5 protein-coding genes are annotated in these 16,838 nt (G+C 71.6%); all 5 read right to left on the minus strand.

What is annotated here, in order from left to right; all coding sequences use genetic code 11:
* Positions 1-177: 177 nt before the first annotated feature.
* The 5 genes from ACFYYR_RS23175 to ACFYYR_RS23195 are packed head-to-tail and all read right to left on the minus strand — an operon-like array spanning position 178 to position 16,783.
* Positions 178-1,506 (minus strand): cation:proton antiporter, encoded by a 1,329-nt coding sequence (locus ACFYYR_RS23175; protein WP_388856648.1) that lies wholly within the window; start codon positions 1,504-1,506, stop codon positions 178-180.
* Complete coding sequence (locus ACFYYR_RS23180; RefSeq protein WP_388856651.1) at positions 1,503-2,309, minus strand: alpha/beta hydrolase; 807 nt, start codon at positions 2,307-2,309, stop codon at positions 1,503-1,505. Before ACFYYR_RS23180 ends, ACFYYR_RS23175 begins: the two co-directional genes overlap by 4 nt.
* 11 nt (positions 2,310-2,320) lie before the next feature.
* The gene (locus ACFYYR_RS23185) at positions 2,321-3,112 is read right to left on the minus strand and encodes an alpha/beta fold hydrolase (RefSeq protein ID WP_388856654.1); all 792 of its coding nucleotides are present in this window, start codon (positions 3,110-3,112) and stop codon (positions 2,321-2,323) included.
* A 55-nt stretch (positions 3,113-3,167) separates the two neighbouring features.
* A complete protein-coding gene (locus ACFYYR_RS23190) occupies positions 3,168-4,511 on the minus strand; it encodes a hypothetical protein (protein ID WP_388856657.1) in 1,344 nt (447 codons plus the stop codon).
* A complete protein-coding gene (locus ACFYYR_RS23195; protein WP_388856660.1) occupies positions 4,508-16,783 on the minus strand; it encodes an amino acid adenylation domain-containing protein in 12,276 nt (4,091 codons plus the stop codon). The genes ACFYYR_RS23190 and ACFYYR_RS23195 overlap by 4 nt, the downstream gene beginning before the upstream one ends.
* Positions 16,784-16,838: the final 55 nt, after the last annotated feature.

The raw sequence follows: 16,838 nt of genomic DNA on the forward strand, positions 1-16,838 counted from the left end.
CTGTTTCCGCAGCTGAGAGACGGACGGTCACGCGCCGCGTGAGGACTGGCGGAAAGGGCCGTGGTGAACCGCTTGGGAGCTGAGAAGGGCATTCGCCCAGCTGAGCTGCCTCAGGCTCGCTGCCCCGTGAATTGGCCTGACGGTGTGGGCCCTCCTGGCCTGGTTTCCGATGCCCCATCACGTCGGGTGCGTCACACTCGTTGAGCCTTCCGAAAAGGGCACCTGACCGGGTCTTTTCCCCGGTGTGGCCGCGGCCTGCCCGCCTTTGTGGGGCGCCGGCGGCGCGTCCGCTCCCTGGTGGCGGTCGATCAGCGACAGGAGCGGGCCGGTCATTGAGGTGGTGACGACCGCCATCACCAGCAGCGCCAGATACAGGCCGGAGGTGAGCACTCCGGCGCTGTACCCGGCCTGGAGCAGGACGATCTCGGTGAGCCCCCGGGTGTTGAGCATGACGCCGACGCGAAGTGCCTCGACGCGCCCCTCCCCGCCCAGGCGGGAGACCGCGTAACCGCCGCCGATCTTGGAGAGCACGGCCAGGACCGTCGCCAGGATCGTCACCAGCCAGAGGATGCCGCCCGAGTCCGTCCATATCTTCAGCCCGGTGGCGATGAAGAAGACCGGCACCAGCCACAGGCCCAGCGTGGACACCCAGCGGACCGGTGCGTCCCAGTGCGGCGAGTCGGGCGGGATCATCAGCCCCACCACGAACGCGCCGAAGATCGCGGTGAGCCCGCGGGCCTCGGCCACGTCCGCCGCCAGGAGCACGCAGACGCCCAGGACGACGGCCGCCGGCCAGGGCCACCGGGCGCAGAGTCGCTCGGCCTGAGGGGTCTTCAGCAGGCGGCGGCCCAGAGTGGCCGCGAGCGCTCCGACCACCAGCACGGTGGCCGCGGTCGCGACGCCGCCCGAGCCGGGTTGGGCGATGCCGATCACAACGGCCAGCAGCAGCCAGGCGACGGCGTCGACGAGGGCCGCCGACGTCAGCGAGAGCCGTCCGGCGCGGGTGGTGGTCAGGCCGCGGTCGGCGAGAATCCTGGCGAGCACGGGCACCGCCGAGACCGCCATGGTGGTCGCCAGCAGCAGCACGAAGGCCAGGGTGGGCGCGGTCCCCCGCAAGGAGGGCCGGTCGTACCAGACGAGCCAGCCGCCGAACGCCGCGCCGGCCACCAGGGAGGGCACGAGGGTGCCCAGCGCCGTCCAGCCGATGGCCCTGTCCCGCAGGCGGGACGCGTCCAGCCGCAGTTCGTGGGCGACGCCCACAAGGAACAGCACCAGTCCGGCGTGCCCGAGGTCGCGCAGCGGCCCCAGCACGCCGTCCGGTAACAGGACGGACTGCGCCTTCGGCCAGGCCAAGCCGAGCACCGCCGGCCCGAGCAGCATGCCGAACGCTATCTCGCCGACGACGCCGGGCTGCCCGATCCGGCGGGCGAGCCGGCGCCCCAGGAGTCCGACGACCAGGAAGGCGCCGAGTACGGCGGTCGCGTGCGCGGCCAAGGGGAGCGTCACCGGCCGGCCGCTCCATCGACCGTCGCACCGTCCGCCGTCAGGAAGCCGACGACACGGCGGACCACGGCGTCGTCGCGCAGCACCTTGGTGTGGCCAAGGTCCCGCACCCGCATCAGCTCGGCCTGGCCCCAGGCCGTCACCAGCGCCTCGCTGTCGGCGATTGGCGACTCCGGGTCGATCTCGTCGTGGACGACGAGCAACCGGCTGGTGAAGTCCCGTGCCGCGAGAGCCGGTTCGATGGCGTCGAAGGAGATGCCGAGCCACTCCTCCGAACGCGAGCGGACCAGTCCGATGGCCTCCGGCGATACCTGCATCACCTCGCCGGAGCGGCGCCAAAGACTGGTGTAGCTGCTGATGGGGTTGACGAACACGGCCCGCTTCAGCGTGACCCCGCGCGACATGGCGTAGGTCGTGGCCGCGGCGCCCAGCGAGTGGGCGACGACGGCGTGGAAGGGGCCGAACCGCTCGTCGGCCGCCTCGACCGCCTTGGCGAAGTGGATGACGGAGGACTCCGCGCCCTCCGACTCGCCGTGGCCGGGGAGGTCCGCGACGACCACCTCGCAGCCCGCCTGGACGAGCGCGTCCGCCAGGACGGTCAGGTGCCCGGCGTTGCCGGCCCAGCCGTGGACCAGCAGAATCCGCCGCTCGCCCTCGCCCCAGAGGTAGTGGACCACCTTGTCGCCGTCGACGACCTCGACCTCCTTGGCAGCCAGTTCCAGAATCGGCCGGGTGGAGTTCGGAGGCTGCGTCCGCATCGGCGTGAAGGCCAGCCGGCGCAGCTTTTCGGTGATGTCGGTGCTCAATTGATCGCCCCTTACCTTGTTTCTTCCACACTCCGCAGGTGCGCGGAGATGATCTTCCGGACCTCGGGTGATTCCACGATGTCGAAGTGGCCGGCGCCCTTGACGAGTTCCACGGTGGAGTTCCGCCAGCTCGCGTGCAGTTCCCCGGCGTGCACAGGCGGCACGTAGTCGTCGGCCGTGCCGTGGATGACCAGCCCGGGAACGTCGATTGCCTGGGCGGCCCCAAGCGCCGAATACTCGTCCCACACCGCCTTGCCGAACCTTCTCTCGATCTCCCCGACCAGCCCCCGGACCCGGTCGTCGTCGAGAGCGTTCATCTCGGCGAACCTCTCGACCAGAAACATCTTGGCGGGCGGGGAGGAGATCGAGACCACGGTCCGGGCGGCCACCCCGGCGTGCCACGCGGTGAGGGCCCACAGGCCGCCCATGGAGTGGCAGACCACCGCGTGCAGGCCGGTGAGCCTGTCGTACAGGGCACGCAGCAGGGCGCGGATCTCGGTGGGATCGACCGTGGTGCCCAGTGCCTCCCCGTGCGGGGGCACGTCGAACAGCACCACCCGGTAACCCTGCGCGAGGAGTTCCTCGGCGATGGCCACCATGCTGCCCAGATTGGTGTTCAGGCCGTGGACGAGGAGGACGGTCGGGCCGCTGCCGCTCTGGAAGTACTTGTAGAAGCGGCCGTTCACCTTGACGGTGTGCGAACGGCACCGATTGAGGAACGCCTTCGCGAACGGATCGTGCGGCAGCTTCACGACCGTGTAGAAGCGCTCCACGAGGTCGTCCACGGATTCGGTTCGGCTCACAGCGCATTCCTCAATCGGTGTCGGTGGCTCACTTCGACCGCGTCCTTCCCGGACCTCAGCTGCCGGGCTGTTCGCTCAGCGCCGCGAGGCACTGCCTGGCTCGCTCCGGCAGGACGTACTCCCCCTCCTTCACGATGCGGTCGTACAGGGCCTCGACCCGCTCGTAGTGGTCGTCGAGGTTCTGGTCCAGCAGGTGGTACTCGGACTTGTTGTAGATGCCGAACTGGAGGTCGGTCATCAGGCCGAACGGATCGATGTCCGCCGCGCTCCGGGTCCCGCCGAACACCAGGCGCAGGAACTCGTCGACGCTCTCGTAGCCGAGCGTGGCGAGGAGGAACTCGATCGACGCCCACTTGCGCCTGGTCTGGTGGGCGCGCTCGTCCGGATCGACGATGAAGTCCAGGCCGCTGGTCATCCCCTTCGGGTAGTGCACCTTGTTGAAGCAGCGCAGGTCGATGGTGAGGCGGTCCTTGGTGGTCCGGGGCAGGGTGCTGTCGGCGTGTGCCCGGTAGTTGTCAAAGACCAGCGCGTCGCCCACCCGGCTGTCGCAGTAGTAGCCGGGAGACGGCTTGTCGGCGTACGTCTTCGCCCAGTACATCGCCATGAGGAAGTCCCGCACCGAGGGCAGGTCGATCTCGGACAGCTTCCCTTCCAGGAAGAGGTAGAGCGCCTTGTCGACGGCGTCCTTCTCCTCGCCCTCCAGCCCGCACTCCAGCATCTTCTCGTAGACGAAATGGAGGTTCGGGGCCTCCAGCTCGGCCTCCTCGAAGATCACGAAGGGCTGCCGGCTCAGCGGTGTCGGGGTCAGCGCGGTGTGGAAGCTGCGGTACTCGGTGGGGAAGCCGAGTTGCTTTTTCACCAGAGACGGGATCTGAAGGGCGATCGAGCTGGCCGCGTGCGTGCCGTACGGCCGCTTCTCGGCCGGCACGATGAAGGCGTTCACCACCGCGGTCTCCACCTCGGGGAAGTGCTCCTGGACGATGTCCTGGTTCAGGTCGTAGAAGCGCTTCGCCGAGGGAACGAACAGCACGCAGTTCTCGAACATGGTGGAGACCGGGAAGTAACTGCCGATCGAGGCGGCGGCGAAGCTCTCCTGGATCACCGCCTGGCACCGCAGCTGGCGTGCCAGGTGGTCCGCCAGGTCGTCGTCCAGGTTCATCCGGACGACCTCGGTGGGGTGTGCCTCGGGGTGGAAGCAGCTCGGGTTCAGCGCCCGGTGCGGAGGCAGCCGGGACTCCATCTCCCCCTTGTCCACCTGGTACTTGTCCAGCACCGGGGACAACTGCTCGGCGTGCACCGCCGCCGTGGAGTGCAGGAAGGTGCCGGTCTTCTGGTAGGTGCCGGTGACCGTGGCTTCGTCGTCCACCGTCACGTCTGCCGCCTGGGTCGCGTCGCTCATGAGGTCGTGTTCTCCGCTCGGTCCGAAGTGCTGATGCGGTCCACATAGGTGCGGACGAAGTCCTCGTCTATGGGCGGGGACGGGTAGTCCTCCGCGCCGAAGACGGCGCCTCCCACGGGGAGCGCGGCGAACATGTCCGCCAGGCCCTCCGCCGTCAGGCCGTCCACCAGGGCGGCGATCCGGGCCAGGGGGCTTGCCGGATGCCCGGCGGCGAACGCCAGCGCCCGCCGGCGCCATTCGTCGAAGGGCACGATCTCCTCCCCGCCGCAGGCAGCACCGGCCATCTCGAAGAAGCGGTCGAAGGAGGGGGCCCCGGAGTTGACGAAGTCGTAGTCCCTGCCGATGCGCGCCAGGTCACTGGTCATCGCCTCGGCGATCGTCCGGCACAGGTAGTCGACCGGCAGCACCGCCGTGAGGTCTGCCGCCAGCGACGGGAAGCTCCCCATCTCGAGGCTGCCGGTGATCACGTTGTGCAGGAAGTCACCGCGGTCGAGCCGGAAGTGCCCGGTGCGGGTCGAGGCGCCCACGAACGGCAGCCGGTACGTCGACGCTTTCGCGCCGCGCCAGCGGGCGGCGGCCACCATCTGCTCCGCCTGCCACTTGGAGGTCAGGTAGCCGTACTCCCGGTCGTCCTCGGTGACCTCGTACCCCAGGTACTTGGGCAGCGTGGCGAAGGTGGAGACGAAGTGGAACGCCTTGCCGCGGCCGCGCGAGGCCAGGCGCAGCGCCTCGTGCGTACCGACCACGTTGGGGCCGGTGTAGTCCTCCAGCGGCCGCATCCAGTCCACCAGGGCACCGGAGTGGCAGATGGCGTCCACCTGGTCGGCCAGTTCGTCGAAGCCCTCCTCGTCCATGCCGAACAGCGGTTGGGCGAGGTCGCCCACCACCGGGTTCAGCAGCGGCGCGAACTCCTCCTTCCACAGGCCGTAGCCGTCGAGGGTGGCGACCAGGCGCTCCATGGCCTGGCGGGCGTCGTCCGCCCGCACCAGGCAGTAGGCGACCACCTCGGACGCGAGCATCTCGTGCAGCAGGTGGGCGCCGACGAATCCGGTGGCGCCGGTGACGAAGACCGCCTCCGGGCGTACCGGCGCCGCGGTGGCGTTGCCGAAGCGGAGGTCAGGGTGCAGGCAGCCCTTCCGGGCCGTGGACACGTCCGCGGCATCGGCCACCTCGGCCACCTCGGCCGCCTCGCCGGCCGCTGTGCCCGTGGCGGTCCCGGGCGCCGCGTCCAGCCCCGCCTCCAGCAGCTTCGCCAGCAGGAAGTCGCCCAGCGAGATGAGGTTGGGGTGATCGAAGGCGATCTTCGCGGGCAGGGCGAGTCCGGTCAGGTCCACGAGCTGGTTGCGCATCAGCACCGCGGTCAGCGAGTCGATGCCGATGTCCTGGAGCGACACACCGACGTCCACGGCCTCCGGCGAGGCGAAGCCCAGGGTCTTCGCCACCTCCTCGCGGACCACCCCCAGCACCACGGCCGGGTACTCCTCCGGCGCGGCCTCGCCCAGCAGCTTGCGCAGGTCCGTTCCGCCGCCGGCCCGGGAGCGTCCGTCGGCGTTGCCGCTGAGCAGCGCGCGGAACAGCGGCGGTATGCCGCCGCGGTTCTCGAAGTAGTGCTGCACGCGGTTCAGGTCCAGCGCGGCGGCCATCGTCAGCGCGCGGCCGCTCCCGACGGCGAGCTCGAAGAGCTCCAGGCCCTCGTCCGGTGCCAGCCGGTCCAGGCCGAGCTGGGCGAAGCGGGCCCGGTCGAACTCGCTGAGCCCGGCGGCCATGCCGTCGCCCTCCCATGGGCCGAAGGCCACCGAGGTGGCCGGCAGGCCCTTGGCCCGGCGCAGGTGGGCGAGCGCGTCCAGGAAGGCGTTGGCGGCGGCGTAGTTGCCCTGGCCGGGTGCTCCCATGACGCTCGCGATGGAGGAGAACATCATGAAGAAGTCCAGCTCCATGTCCTGGGTCAGCTCGTGGAGATGCCACAGGCCGTCCACCTTGGGCAGGAAGACCGCGTCGAACCGCTCCGGCGTCAGGGCCGTCAGGGCGCCGTCGTCCAGCACACCTGCCGCGTGGACCACGCCGCGCAGCGGGCGCTTCTCACCGAACAGGGCCATCACCGCGGCGACGTCGTCGCGATCGGCCGTGTCGCAGGCCACCACGGTGGCCGTGGCGCCCAGCTCGGCGAGCTCGTCCACCAGGGACTGCGCGCCGGGGGTCTCCATCCCGCGGCGGGAGGCGAGCACCAGGTCGCGTACGCCGTGGGTACCGGCCAGCCACCTGGCCACGCGCCGGCCGAGGTCGCCGGCGCCACCCGAGACGAGCACCGCGCCGTCCGGCCGGACGAACTGCCGCTGCGTGGCCGGGACCAGCACCACCTTGCCCACGTGCCGCGCCTGGGCGATGAAGCGCAGGCCGTCGGAGGTGTGGGTCATGGGAAAGGCCCGCAGTGGCAGCGGCGCCAGCTTGCCCTGCGTGAACAGCTCGGCGATGGAGACCAGCATCCGCTGGATGAGGTCCGGCCCCGCCTCGGGCAGGTTGTAGACGGTGTAACTCACGCCCGGGTGGCTCTGGTCAATGGCGGCTTGCTCGCGCACATCGATCTTGCCCATCTCAAGGAACCGTCCGCCGCTGCCCAGCATGCCCAGGCCAGCGTCGATGAACTCGGTGGCCAGGGAGTTCAGCACCACGTCGAAGGTTCCGCCGGACTCGCCGCCGGGAGCGCTCTTGCCGAAGTGCTCCACGAAGCCCAGGTCGCGCGAGGAAGCGAGATGGGCATCGTCCAGACCGAGCTCCCGCAGCGCGGGCCACTTGGGCTCGCTGGCGGTGCCGTAGACCTCGGCGCCGTGGAGCCGCGCCAGTTGCACCGCCGCCATGCCCACGCCACCGGCCGCGGCGTGAATCAGCACCCGCTCGCCCGGTTGCAGGGCGCCCAGTTCGTGCAGGCCGTACCAGGCGGTGAGGAAGGTCATCGGGATGGTGGCGGCCTCCTCGAAGCCGAGGTGCTCCGGCATACGCACCACCTGGCGCGCGTCCGCGACGACCTCGGAGGCGAAGGAGCCGCGGGCCAGGCCCAGCACGGCGTCGCCCACCTTCACCTGGTCGACGCTGCCGCCGACCTCGGTGACCACGCCGGCGAACTCCAGGCCGAACGCGGGGATCTCCACCATGCCCAGGGCGTTGAGCACGTCGAGGAAGTTCACCCCGGCGGCCCTCACCTCGGCGCGGATCTCGCCGGGTGCGAGGGCCCGTTCCGGCAGGGACTTGACCGTAAGCGGCTCGTCCAGGCGGCCCTTGGCGGCGATCTCCAGTTGCCAGCGGCCATCGGCCGGGATCTCCAGATCCTGGGCCGAGCCCACCCGCAGCAGCTGCGGCACCAGCACCTCGCCGTGGCGCAGCGCGCACTCCGGTTCGGCCTCCAGCATCAACGCGGCGGGGAGGTCCTTGCGGTCCGCCTCCTCCTCGCCGAGGTCGATCAGGCGCAGGCTCAGTTCGGGGTGCTCGTTGCGGGCGGTCCGCATCAGGCCCCACAGCGGGGCGGCGCCCAGCCCGGAGACCATGTCGTCGGCGCCGGTGCCCACCGCGTGGCGGGTGACCCAGACCAGCGGGGTGCGGAACTCCGTGCCGACCGCTTCCTGGAGCTGTTCCAGTGCCCTGGCGGCGAACGCGTGGGCCTGGGACGGCACCTCCGCGTCGGAGTCCCACAGGCAGACCAGGCCGTCCAGGTCCTCGGCGTCCTCCAGCGACCGGACCTTGATCACCTGGATACCGGCCCGAGCCAGGAGGGTCCTGACCTCCCGCGCCCACGGCACGTCCCCGGCCGGGGACATCATGCCCCAGGAGCCGCCCAGTTCGACGTTCTCGGTGTCGATGTGGCGCCATGTGACGTCGAACTGGAAGCGGTCCACCCCGGTCGCGGCCAGGCGGCGCAGCACCGCCCGGTCCACCCGCCGTGCGTGGAGGCGGTGCAGCCGGCCGACATGGGCGCCGTCGCTGTCGTGGATGTCGAGCGAGGCCCAGAACTCGCCGTCACCCAGCTCGAAGTCGGCGACCCGGACCCAGATCTCCGCCAGGCCCTTCACCCGCAGCGACAGGCGCTCGGCCTCGAACGGAACGAAGAGGTCGTCGCCCGTCCGGTTCAGCAGCCGCTGGGTCAGCAGCAGCGAGTGCATGGCCGAGTCCAGCAGGGCCGGGTGCAGGACGTAGCCGACTGCGGACTGCTCCGCGCTCTCCGGCAACGCGGCCCTGGCCCACACCTCCCCGCCCACGTGCCAAGCCTCCTTGATGCCCTGGAAGGTCGGCCCGTAGCCGTAGCCGAGGGCGTCCAGGTCACGGTAGAGGGCGGACGCGTCCAGGGACTCGGCGCCCCGGGGCGGTACCGTCACCGCGGTGCCGGCACCGGTTGCGTCCGCGGGCGTGATCCGGCCCTCGGCGTGCAACTGCCAGGCGCCGTCCTCACCCTCGGGCGCGCTGTAGACCTGGACGGGACGGGTCTCACCGATCGCCGGACCCACGGTGACCTGCATCCGCACCGACACCCCGGAGCCGAGCACCAGCGGCGAGGCGATCACCACGTCCGACAGGTCCCACTCGCCCTGGTGGGCGGCGTCGCCCGCCGCCCGCATGGCCTCGAAGAACGCCGTGCCCGGCATCAGGACGGCGTCCATCACCCGGTGCTCCTGCACCCATACCGGCTGGTCCGCCGCCACCACGTTGGTGAACAGCGACAGCTCGGTGCCGGCGATCTCCACACCGCCGCCGAGGAGCGCGTGGCCGGTGGGGTTGAGACCGGCGCCGACCTCGCGGGAGAGCGGCGGCTCGAACCAGAACCGCTCCCGCTGGAAGGCGTACGTCGGCAGGGCCACCCGGCCGCCGCCGAAGGGAGCGAAGTAGCCGTCCCAGTCGACCGGGACGCCCCGCACGTGCAGCTCGGCCAGGCCCCGCTGGATGACCGAGGCGCCGTTCTTGCCCGGGGTGCAGGACGGCACCCAGGACACCGGTCCCTCGTCGGCCAGGCAGGACGCCCCCAGGCCGGACAGCACGGGCCGCGGGCCGAGCTCCAGGAAGGTGTTCGCGCCCTCGCGGCGCAGGCTGCGCATGCCGTCGCTGAAGCGGACCGCGTGGCGCACCTGGCGGACCCAGTAGCCGGGCTGCTCCAGTTCGCCCGGCGCGGCGAGCTCGCCGGTGAGGCTGCTGACGAGGGGGATCACCGGAGGGCGGAAGCGTACGGTCTCCGCCACGGCCCGGAACTCGGCGAGCATGCCGTCCATGTGGTGCGAGTGGAAGGCGTGGGACACCGTCAGCTGCTTGGCCTTGCGACCCTGCTCCGCGAAGTGGGCGGCGATCGCCTCGACGGCGTCGGTGTCACCGGACAGCACGGTCTGCGTGGGCGTGTTGAGTCCGGCGACGTCCAGCTTGCCGTGCAGCCCGAGGGCGTCGATGGCGGCTTCCGCCTCCTCGCCGCCGGCTTCCAGCGACACCATGGCGCCGCGGGCGGGCAGATCCTGCATCAGCCGGCCGCGGGCCGCGACCAGCCGGCAGGCGTCGTCCAGGTCGAACATCCCCGCCACATGGGCGGCGGCGAGTTCGCCGATGCTGTGGCCGAGCAGCAGCTCCGGCCGCACACCCCAGCTCTCCCACAGCCGCCACAGCGCCACCTCCAGGGCGAACAGGGCGGGCTGGGTGAAGTCGGTGCGGTGCAGAAGGGCTGCGTCCTCGCTGCCTGAGTCGGCCCACATCACCTTCAGGAGAGGCCTCTCCAGCTCGGTGAAGCGGGCGGCGACCTCGTCCAGTGCCTCGCGGAAGACGGGGTGGACGTCATAGACGTCCTTGCCCATGCCGGGAAGCTGGCTGCCCTGGCCGGTGAAGAGCAGGGCTGTCCGGGGTTCCTCGGTGTGGTTGCCGGTGCGCACCGACTCTGCGGGCAGTTCCCCGGTGCGGGCGAAGGAGGCCAGCTTGTCGAGGAGTTCGGCCTTGTCCCTGACGGAGAGCGCCAGCCGGCGGCGGAAGTGGCTGCGGGTGGTCGCCAGGGAGCGGGCCACATCACCCAGGCGGTCCTGGATGTTCATGCCCATGTGCAGGTGCAGATTCTCCACCTGCCGGCGCAGGGCGGCGTCGGTGTGGCCGGACACCACGAACGGCACCGTGGGCGGCAGCGGCGCGGGCGCGCCCTCCTCGGCGTCCTGCGCGGCGGGCCGCGGCGGCTCCTCGACGATCGCGTGGGCGTTGGTGCCGCCGATGCCGAACGAGCTGACACCCGCGCGGCGCGGCACGTCCTTCGCCGGCCACGGGCGCTGCTCCTGGACCAGCGCCATACCGGCGCCCTTCCAGTCCACGGCGGAGGTGGGCTCGGCGACGTGCAGGGTCTGGGGAAGCGTGTCGTGGCGCATGGCCAGCACGACCTTCATCACGCCGGCCAGACCGGCGGCGGCCTGGGTGTGGCCGAGGTTGGACTTGGCCGAACCGACCCACAGCGGTTCCCCGTCCGAGTGGCTGCCGCCGAAGACCTCCGAGAGCGCGGTGCCCTCGATGGGGTCGCCCAGCTTGGTGCCGGTGCCGTGCGCCTCCAGGTAGTCGATGTCGTCCGGCTGGAGCCCGGACGCGGCCAGGGCGGTGCGGATGACCCGCTGCTGGGCGGGGCCGCTGGGCGTGGTCAGGCTGGCGCTGTGGCCGTCGTGGTTGACGGCGGTGCCGCGCAGCACGGCCAGGATGGGGTCGCCGTCGCGCTGGGCGTCGGAAAGCCGCTTGAGGATGACCGCGGCGGAGCCCTCGCTCCAGCCGGTGCCGTCGGTGTCGGACGAGAACGACCGGCAGCGGCCGTCCGCCGACATGCCGCGCAGGCGGCTGAACTCGACGTGCAGTTCGGGGGTGAGCATCAGGCTCGCACCGGCCGACACCGCGAGATCGCATTCGCCGTTGCGCAGCGCATTGCAGGCCAGGTGGGTGGTGACCAGGGAGGAGGAGCACGCCGTGTCCAGGGTGAGGGTCGGGCCCTCCAGACCGAACACGTACGACACCCGGCCGGACATGGTGCCGCCCGCGGAACCCGGGCCCACGTAGCCGTCCAGGTCGGTCAGCCCGCCGGCCATGGTGAGGCCGTATTCGTGGTACGCCGAGCTCTTGCCGACGCCGACGAACGCGCCGGTCTGGCTGCCGCGCAGCCGGTCCATGGTGTATCCGGCGCGTTCGAACGCCTCCCAGGTGGTCTCCAGCACCATGCGCTGCATGGGGTCGAGAGAGCGGGCCTCGCGCGGCGAGATGCCGAAGAAGGGGGCGTCGAAGAGGTCGATGGGGGTGACGAACCCGCCCCGGCTGCAGTACGAGGTGCCGGGCACCTCCGGGTCGGGGTTGTACAGGGCCTCGGCGTCCCAGCGGTCCTTCGGGACCTCGACGATCCCGTCTCCGCCGCGCTCCAGCAGCTCCCAGTACTCCTCCGGGGTGTTGGCGTCGCCGGGGAGGCGGCAGGCCATGCCGATGATGGCGATGGGCTCGTCGTGGACGGCGCGGCGGCGTTCGGGCACGACCTCCCGGCCGGTCGTGGTGCCGCCGGCCAGGTAGGCGGCCAGGGTCTTGACGGTGAAGTGCTCGAAGAGTTTGGCCCCGAAGACGGGGCGTCCCAGCAGCTCCTCCAGCCGCGTCTGGACCCGGACGACCCGCAGCGAGTTGCCGCCGATCTCGAAGAAGTTCTGGTTGACGCCGATCCGGTCGTGGCCGAGCACGTCCGACCAGATGGCCATGATGTCCCGCTCCAGCTCGGTGGCGGGCTTGGCGGAGGCGTCGACCTCCACCACGGGGTCCGGCAGCGCGTTCTCGTCGATCTTGCCGTTCGGGGTCAGCGGGAGCTCGTCCAGCTCCACGATGAACGCCGGCACCATGTACTCCGGCAGCCGCTCGGCCAGCCAGGGGCGCAGCACGCGGTGCAGTGGGGTCCTGGGCGGTTCGCCGACCGCGGGCGTGTTGGCGTACCCGGTGAGGGCGTCGCGGGCCGGCGCCTCGGCGGGGTGCGGGCTGAGGTCGGGGGTCTGGCCGGGCCGCCAGAACACGGCGTCGCACCGCCAGGTGCCGCCGGAGCGGCTGGGCAGCAGAGCCAGTTCCAGGCCCGCCTCATGGGCGAGGCCGGCGAGGTCGGCAGGGTCGATCCAGGACGTGGGCACCACCGGGGTGCTCGCGCCCGTGCTCTCCAGGGCTGCGGCGATCCGGCCGCACACCTCGCCCAGCCGCCCGTTGGGGATGCCGTTGAGGCGGAACGGGCGGTCGGCGACGGAACCCAGCTCGGCGCGGAGCGCGGCCAGGTCGAGGCCGTCGGCCTGCCAGTCCTTCTCCGCCGCCGGGGTGGTGGGTTGGGCGTCCTCGCCGATGTGCAGGGTGACGTCATAGCGGTAGCGCGTCATCTCGTTGACGTAGCGACCGTCGCGCAGGGTGATGTCGACGCGGGTGATCTGTGGGAACAGGTGCGGCAGGTTGGCGAAGTAGTCGCGGCTGAGCACCAGTTCGCGCTCGGCGCCCATCCCGCGCTCGGTGCGGCGGGCCAGTTCCTCGGCGGAGATCCGGCCGGCCTCCCCGTCGGCGCGGAAGTGCGCCACGTCGGCGTGGAAGACGTCCAGCAGCGACAGGTCGCGTATGTCACCGAGGAACACCCGTCCCCTGGTGACCGCTTTGGTCGCCCACTCCAGCACCGAGGTCAGGTAGTCGGCGCTGGGGAAGTACTGGGCCACCGAGTTGATGACCACAGTGTCGAAGGCGCCGTCGGCCACCTGGGGGAGTGCGTGGGCGGCGCGCTGCTCGCAGGTCACGTGCGGCAGGGAGGCCAGGTGCCGCCGGGTCATCTCGACGGCTGCGGCGGAAGCGTCCACGGCATGGTAGGTGCGGCAGTGCTGTGCCAGGCTGAACAGCATCAGGCCGCTGCCGGAGCCGATCTCGAAGACGTTTTCCGGTGTGTGGGAGAGGATCCGCCGGACGGAACTCCGCTGCCAGTCGCGCATCTCTCCGTTGGAGAAGGGGAGGCCGTCGTAGCTGTTGCGCCAGCCCGCGAGGTTGAACGTGGCGTCGGCGGTGGCGGGATCGGTGCCAATATCGGAGGGAGCGGTGTCGGTACCGGCTTCGTAGGCGCGGTCCCAGGCGGTGGCCCACTCGGCCAGGGCGGCGCTCTGGTCCGCAGGGGTACGGACCGGATCGCCGTCCGGAGCGTCGCGGACGCAGTAGGCGACCAGTTGCTCGTCCCGGCCGACCACCACGGCGCGGCGGACCGACTCATGGCGGCTGACGGCCGCCTCGACATCGGCCAACTCGATGCGGTGGCCGCGCAGTTTGACCTGGCGGTCGTTGCGTCCGAGCAGCGCCAGCCTGCCGGGTTCGGCGAAGCGGGCAAGGTCGCCGGTGCGGTAGAGGGTGCCGGGGTGGAAGGGGTTGTCCGCGAAGCGGAGCCGGGTCTGCCCAGGGTCGTTGCGGTATCCGCGGGCCACTCCGGCGCCGCCGATGCACAGTTCTCCGGGGAAGCCGAGCGGTACCGGCGACAGGTGCTCGTCGAGCACGTAGACCTGGGTACGGTCGATGGGGCTGCCGAGGAGGATGCCGTCCTCCTCGGCCCGGGCAGCCACCTCCCAGACCGTGGACCACACGGTGGTCTCGGTGGGGCCGTACATGTTCCACACCGAGCCCGGGGCACCGGCGGCGAGCAGCCGGTCCGCCAGGTCGCGGGGCAGCGCCTCACCGCCGCAGAGGATCTTCCTCAGGGTGGGGGTGCCCTGCCAGCCTCCGTCCAGCAGCAGCTGCCAGGTGGCGGGGGTGCCCTGCATCACCGTGATCGCATGCCGCTCCATCAGCCCGCTCAGGGCCTTGGCGTCCAGGGTTTCCTGGGCCTGGGCGATGACCGTGGTCGCGCCGCAGAGCAGTGGCAGGAACAGTTCCAGCACGGAGATGTCGAAGGACACGGTGGTGACCGCCAGCAACCGGTCGGTGGCGGCGCACCCCGGCCGTTCGCGCATGGCGGCCAGGAAGTTGCTCAGTGCCCCGTGGGTGATCTCCACCCCCTTGGGGCGGCCGGTCGAGCCCGAGGTGTAGATGACGTAGGCAAGGTCGTCGGCGCCCACCTCGACCTTGGGGTCCCCGTCAGCGCTCAGCTCGGCTCCCAGATGGACGCTCACGCAACGGGTGTCCCACGCGGCGAGGCCGGCGGGCACGGCGGCGGGGGTGACGATGAGCTTGGGATCGGCGTCGTCGATCATCTGGCGGATGCGTTCCGCCGGGAATCCGGGGTCGACGGGCACATAGGCCGCGCCCGTCTTCATGACCGCCAGCAGGGCCACGACCAGGTCGATCGAGCGGTCCAGGGCCACGCCGACCAGGTCGCCACGCCCCACGCCCCGGTCGGTCAGCGCGTGGGCGAGCCGATTGGCGCGGCCGTTGAGCGCGGCGTAGGTCAGGCCGGTGTCCGCGCAGACCAGAGCGGTGTCCTCGGCATGGTCGCGCGCGGCCTGCTCGAAGAGCCGGTGCAGGCCCTGCTCGGGGAGGTCCGCGCCGGCGTCGGCCGTGTCGTTGAACTCCTCGATGAGGAGTACGCGTTCGTCGGCGGTGAGGAGGTCGGCGGCGGCCGGAAGCTGCTGCGCGGCGGCGGGGAGACGGCGGCACCAGGCGGTGAACTGGCCGGCCAGCCGGGCGACGTGCCGGGCCGGCAGGCGCGTGGCGTCGTAGTGGAAGGTGACGAGCGCACCGTCCTCGGCGCCGTCCTGCTGGATGTGGAGTTCCAGTTTCGGACGGTGGTCGCCCTGGCCGCCGGAGCCCTGGTCGGCGGCGTAGCGGGTGCCCCAGGAGATCAGCACGTCCGGTGTCAGTGCGCCGCTGTTCCAGCGTTCACGGAGCGCTTCGTCCCGGCCGACGGCGTCGCGGCGGAGCCATCCCCGCTCCTGACCGAGGGTGAACTCCTGCCGCACCGACCGCAGGTTCTCCGAGATCGTCGCGTCGGCGTCGACACGGCACAGCAGGGGCAGCCAGGTGGCGAACAGGTCCCGGTGCGCGGCGTCGACGCCCTCGCGGGGGGCCGCCATCGCGAGGTGGACCTCCCGCCGGCCGCTCGCCCGGCTCAGGAAGATGCCCAGCGCACCGGCCAGGTGGGCGGCGGCCTGCGTAGACGTTTCCATGTCGCCGTCGCCGCCGTCCTGGAGCGGGACGTGGCAGCGCACGAGGACGGGATCCGCCTGCCGTCCGCTCTCGGCGCTCTCGGCCCGGGTCCCCGAGCGGGGCTGAGGGTAGGGAAGGCGGTACGGGTGGTCGCCGGCCCCGATCAGGCGCTCACGCCAGCGGTTGGCGGCCTTGGAGGCTCTGACGCCCGCCTCGGTCAGGCGCGCGCTCGCGTCCTCGCCGGGGACGTCCAGGATCGCGCCGGGCCGGATCCCGTGGGCCGCCGCGACGGCGCCGGCGGGCCGTTCCTCGCCCTCCAGGGTGCACATCCGGGTCAGGGTGACGCTTCCGGCGCCCGTGGCCACCCGCAGGCCCGACGCGTCGTCGCAGGAGAGGACCGTACCGGGCGCGGCGGCGGCGTCATCTGCGGCGGCACCGGCGGCGGCCTGGGCGCGGGCTTCCCGGACGGCGTAGAAGGTCCCGTCGAGGTTGACCTTGGGCCACACCAACGGGCTCGCGAACGGGCCGTAGTCGGTGGCCCGGACCAGGGCGGCGATGCGCTCGGCCGGAAGGATCCAGTCGATCAGTCCCTCGGCGGCGAGCTGGGTGTGCCGCGAGAAGTAGCGGCGCGTCGCGGCGTTCTGGGGCGTCGCGGTCTCGCGGCCCCCAGCGATGTCGTCGATCAGTGCGGCCAGACTGGCGACGGCCGCCTCGTCGCACTTCAGGCCCAGCGAGAGCGCGGTGTCCTCCGGCCCGATCGCCACCGGTACCCGCCCCAGCACCTCACCGCCGTCGACCACCTCGGCCATGCGGTGCCAGGTGATGCCGTACTCCCGCGCCCCGTCCGCGATGGCCCAGGACGGCGAGTGCAGGCCCGAGTACTCGGGGAGCGGGCCGTAGTGGTAATTGACGGCGGCCCGCGTCGCGCGGGCCAGCAGTGCTTCGGGCACCACCGCGTAGTTGCCGACGCTCAGCAGGAGGTCGCAGGATAACGCCGGTGCGAGCGCCACGGCCTCGGCGAGTGCGTGGTGCGGAATGCCGGCCTTGACCGCCCAGGACCGGGCGGTGGCGTCACCGGTCACCACGGCCGCGATGCGGTGCCCTTTCGCCACAAGTACGTCGCCGCAGCGAGCGAGTACGCTCCCACTGCCGATCAGGACGGAACTCAAAGAAGTCAAAGCCGTGTCTCCCCGTGATCACCCGCAGCGCGTCCGGTGAGCGCCGCCCGTCCCG

This window comes from Streptomyces sp. NPDC001922 (assembly GCF_042891165.1).
Classification (GTDB): domain Bacteria; phylum Actinomycetota; class Actinomycetes; order Streptomycetales; family Streptomycetaceae; genus Streptomyces.

Bases quoted from the DNA above. Each gene is read 5' to 3' on its own strand.
- ACFYYR_RS23190 (WP_388856657.1), bottom strand. From the start codon at position 4,511: ATGAGCGACGCGACCCAGGCGGCAGACGTGACGGTGGACGACGAAGCC.